The sequence below is a fragment of the Vibrio sp. 10N.286.49.C3 genome (assembly GCF_041469545.1).
GTDB classification, from domain to species: Bacteria; Pseudomonadota; Gammaproteobacteria; order Enterobacterales; family Vibrionaceae; genus Vibrio; species Vibrio tasmaniensis_A.
Genome location: NZ_JBFRKT010000034.1, coordinates 1 through 4,516, shown reverse-complemented (window position 1 = coordinate 4,516; position 4,516 = coordinate 1). Strand labels below are relative to the sequence as shown.

Below are 4,516 nucleotides of genomic sequence, written 5' to 3'. Positions count from 1 at the left end.
GTTTTATAACGAGGTTTAGGCATAGGGCTACGAGAGAGTGGTGGTAGCTGCTCAGGTCGTAGATTCTTAATTTAGTTCCACTGAATTGCGAAACAAAGCTAATCTTACCACTTAACCAACTCATTTACGTTCCAATGCCTATGGAATTGGGTCTCGCTTTTGGCTGGCTAAGCAAATTATAATCATTTACCAAAACTTTAAAAAAGTATACAAAATTCAATTAGATAAACATAATTAAGATGATGTAATTTGAGGGTGAAAATGCTATTTCCGACCATTTTACGGAGACCATCGAAACTGTTCCCGTAGAAACATAAAAAATAACGGCTACATATGATTGCCGTTTTTTTGTTGCACGTTAATCTAAGTGGTAAAACCATGACAAATTGAACAGGATAAAATGGACAGAGAAAGTAATGTCAAATACTGGCTGAGAAATATCAACGAGCAGCTAACTCTAATTGACCGTCGGTGCCATATGCGGGTAGACGAGGCTCATTCCCTCCTGGTCCAACTCTCTGAAGATGGACAGGAGCTTCTACTTCATGGTGAGATAACGGATATTTCTATGAAGGATGAATTGTATATACTCCGCAGCAGTATGGTACTGAACGGACAACAGGATACGATGAAACGTTGTTGGTTAGCGACGCATCAAAATAAACTGCTTCTCATTCATGAGCTTAGCTTAGTTGATTGCGATGAAATCGACTTTGAGAACACGATGAACAACTTCATTGTGCTTATGAGTACTCTTAGAACTCAATTTAGTTCGGTATCAGAACCGATAAATGAAGTAACCATGCCTTATTCTCAACAGCTTATAAAAGGATAAATATTCATGCCTATTGGATTGAATCCAGTTCAAACGACTAATGTCACAAACACTTCAACTCATACCAAGAGTCCATATGAACTAAAGGTTCAGCCTGACAAAGCTAAACTACTGCAGGATATCGCGCCAACAGGACCTACACTGAAACAACCCACCACAGGAGAAAAAACTGCTATCACGATAAGTATGGATGAAGCAATGACAGCAATGACAGCAATGAACAAAGAACAAGCGAAGGGAGGTTTTACTCTTGATGACGGACGACAGTTCGAAATTCGAGATATGCATGTAATCAGACAGAACAAGGGGGGCTTGATAAGCCGGATGAAAGAAGGTTTCATCAAAGCATTACATGGTCAAGGAGCTTCATCCTCAGATGCTAAAAAGCTGACCGCAGCGTTACACCAAAAAGCCGATAACCCAGCAGTTCAGGAAAACTTTGTGCGCTCGTGGGATAGTGGAGGTTTTACAGATCCTACAGTAGTAAGTGGTGAAATGGGAGTGCGTGGGCACCAGTCAAAACAAGATTTTCAGTTTATTGTCCACACCGCACCAATAACTCACTTGATGGAAGGGAAGGGCGTTTTTAGTATTGATGCAGAAAGTGCGCTAACCTCCTGGGATGTAGCATGCACTAGTATCGTAAACCAGAGCAAGACTTTCACTTATGGCTCCGTTGGTGTAATTCTGAAAGTTCCGGAACAAAATGTTATTGCCGCTAGTCCAAACGATCTGATGTCGGAAACCAACATTGGTCTTCTTGATCGGACTGAAGATCTTGTCAACGTCTCAGATAAGAACGCTACAAAGACCCGCTATGAGGCAATGCCTGACTATGAACGTACAGGGTTACTAGCAAAAAAGGAATTACCGCGACATCAAAGGCATACCAACACTCCAAGTGAAGTCCTGAAGAAAACCTATGGGATGCGCAATGAAATTCTTATCTGTACGTCTGGAGGTGTAAATCTCCACGAGGGGCAGAAGGCAACCGAGAAGGTGGAAATAGCAGGGTTTTTCCTCAACGACAGCGCCCCAACAGCCTCTCACCAAGATTTAGCCGATTGGAAAGGAGAAACGTTGTTATCCAAAAATGATAAGTACGAGTTATTCAAGCAGCATGCTGAGCCCCTAGCCCAAAAACTTGGAGTGCCAATTATTTACTTAAACGGTACAGCGGATATTGCGGAAGTTTTGAAGTAGAAATAAATATAAAAACGCAAATTTTTATGTAGTCTGGTGTTGTAGGGCAAATGAGAGGCGAGCGTCTCATAGTTGATTTTCTGAACATATAATAACTAACGCAGATACCACCAACTAAGGTGGTGTCTGCAATTTAAGTTTGAAGGTCAAATCGATAGAAGTGTGTTAAAATAACTCTTTTTCTTAACTGAATTAAACAACAACGTCGCATTTATCGTAAAACAGCTTTAGTTATGGCATAAATCGTCATTATATCTATGTATGCATTGATTTTAAACAATATTAGAAGGTGATGAGAGTAAGAAGTTTTTTAAACGGCTTTATAGATGGAGTTATTCTCCTCCGGCAACGCATGTAAACAATGAGGATTACCTTTCCCCTACAAAGATAGGCGTCTAAGTAGTGCTGAATCTTTGGCTACCTAAGCTTCACGGCTCAAAAAAACGGGAAGCAAAAATTTGACTATCACAAGTGTCCACTATCTGAAACAGCGTGTATTGTGTGCTACAGCTATTAGTACCGCTTTAACTCTGTGTCATTACAACGCACAAGTTGAGGATAGTTACACAAGGCTCAAAACTAGGGCCGATTTCGATTTATGGTCGTTTTTATTGAGACTGACTGATCACTTGGATTTTTCTATTCAATAAGGCTTGTACAGAATGAGGGTCTTTTTCGAAGCTTAAGATTGAGTTATAAATTTCCACATTCGCATGCATCGACAACAACTCACTTAACTCCAGTTTGGAGTTGGCTCGATTCGCCTCTCGCTCTCCAGGACTAGTCTGTACAACGGTTCGCCCCAGAAAGGTGCCTTGCGTTGCGAGGGGAGGTTGTCCTTTGCTCTCTAAGTTATTGAAATATATATCATTTATTTTTGGTTTGATGTCGTTGGACATAAGGTACCTAAACTCTTAAGTCTGAGCTTTGAAGCATAGACGGTGAAACTTCTGTTACGACATGAGCAGACAACAAGGACTCCCAAGATTCGCTCTGTGTGAGCAGTTCAGCAAGTCCACTCTCAAACAGCTCATAGTCGAGTTTTTCGGCACGAAGCAACCTGTTTAAACACAGCTTGTGCCTGTGATTATCTAGACTAAAAAATAGTTGATGTTCAGACCAGTGATAGTTGAATGACAAAAAAGAACGATAAAGATCAGAATTAACAATTTGTAGGTCAACAATCTCTACTTCTAGTTGAAGTGTTTCTATTTTAGAGTGAAAAATTAAATGCACTCTTAACTTATCGTCAAAAGCTAACCCCAGTTCGTCTTCAGTCAAATGTAATTCAGGCAAGCCTACTCGACGAGAAAACTCTATCAGAACCTCATCTACAATTTGGCGTACTGACATAAAAACAGTCCTTTCATTAAATGTTAATAGTTATTATAGGTTAAACAGGTGTTTTTTATATTATTATTGGTTGATATTTTTTATATATTACGTAAGGTTCAGTCAGATCGCAATTACCAAAATACGCAGTTCTTCGGCATTCGCGCTTCTTAAGCGTGATTCTATTCCTTTTATGGTCTCAATAAGGGCACGAATGTACTTTGTTAATCTGATGTAAACAGAACGGAGGCTCTGTAATCTTTATTCCATGCAGCTTTATTCATCTTCCTTGGTACTGATAAGTCCCTTTCGGATTTCCTAAATCAGTCCTGAACAAAACGTTGATGATGAAACTGATTCAGTGACACACTCTCAAAGGGCTAGTTGTCTTTGTTTACATACTTTGTTAATAATTCTTGATGTAGTACCAATGGAGCAAGAATTGTTGCCTCGCCTTCAAACCAAGTAGCTCTTCCTGAACCAAGCATCCCGATGTGACTAGGGAATACTGTAATCAACTTGCGTGTGAAGCAAGTTGAGAGCAGACCGCTAGCTGTAATAGTATTTCAGCTCCCTGCAGTTTATTAGGTTAATACAATTAAACGCGAAAAGTTGTAGGGTAAAAATGTGATTCTTTGTCGATAGATTTTGATTCTATATTGTTAGCTAGAGAGGTTATTTGTTCATAGTATTGGCTGAGCAATTCCAATTGTTGATATACCGTGTACCGATCGGCTTGAACGATAGGCTGATGATTCCAAAGAATGAGGTTATTACTTTTATTATCAAAGCCAACAACTGGTTTTTTCTCATCTTGGCTAAACATATTCATTTCAAGCAAAACCTGAGCATTGTTTTTGTTGAGTTCACCTAAATTACTTAACATCATCAAACGTCCACTTGGGTGTTCGGTAATGTGGCACTCTTGCTCTCCTACTTTAATGCTTGTCACATTATTCGTTTCAGTGTTTGCTGCCTCTAGACCGAGCTCTTGGCAAAGCATTTCAACTACTTTTATATATTGCTGACTCATATTGTTTACTTATTTACTGTAAAAAGGCGTGTCAGTAGACCAAAAAGTGAGTTTAATAACGGCTTTGTTGCGTAATTCAGTTAGAGACAGAGTAGCCCCATTTCGTGCGTTTC

The 4,516-nt window shown here is 39.6% G+C and carries 5 protein-coding genes and 1 pseudogene; 2 read left to right on the top strand and 4 right to left on the bottom strand.

Annotated features, from left to right (window positions below):
• Positions 1-400: 400 nt before the first annotated feature.
• The gene (locus AB4180_RS15205; protein WP_017098098.1) at positions 401-835 is read left to right on the top strand and encodes a CesT family type III secretion system chaperone; all 435 of its coding nucleotides are present in this window, start codon (positions 401-403) and stop codon (positions 833-835) included.
• A gap of 6 nt (positions 836-841) precedes the next feature.
• Positions 842-2,038, top strand: a complete 1,197-nt coding sequence (locus AB4180_RS15200) for a hypothetical protein (RefSeq protein ID WP_017098097.1) — start codon at positions 842-844, stop codon at positions 2,036-2,038.
• Positions 2,039-2,646: 608 nt separating this feature from the next.
• Here AB4180_RS15200 and exsE2 read toward each other — a convergent pair.
• From exsE2 to AB4180_RS15180, 4 genes and pseudogenes are all read right to left on the bottom strand, one after another.
• The gene (gene exsE2, locus AB4180_RS15195) at positions 2,647-2,937 is read right to left on the bottom strand and encodes a T3SS regulon translocated regulator ExsE2 (RefSeq protein ID WP_017098096.1); all 291 of its coding nucleotides are present in this window, start codon (positions 2,935-2,937) and stop codon (positions 2,647-2,649) included.
• A 7-nt stretch (positions 2,938-2,944) separates the two neighbouring features.
• A complete protein-coding gene (locus tag AB4180_RS15190; protein WP_017098095.1) occupies positions 2,945-3,391 on the bottom strand; it encodes a type III secretion system chaperone in 447 nt (148 codons plus the stop codon).
• A 203-nt stretch (positions 3,392-3,594) separates the two neighbouring features.
• Positions 3,595-3,714, bottom strand: a pseudogene (locus AB4180_RS15185) (ISAs1 family transposase); the annotation flags it as partial.
• 254 nt (positions 3,715-3,968) lie between these two features.
• Entirely contained in the window at positions 3,969-4,403 is a 435-nt protein-coding gene (locus AB4180_RS15180; protein WP_017098094.1) for a CesT family type III secretion system chaperone, read from the bottom strand.
• Positions 4,404-4,516: the final 113 nt, after the last annotated feature.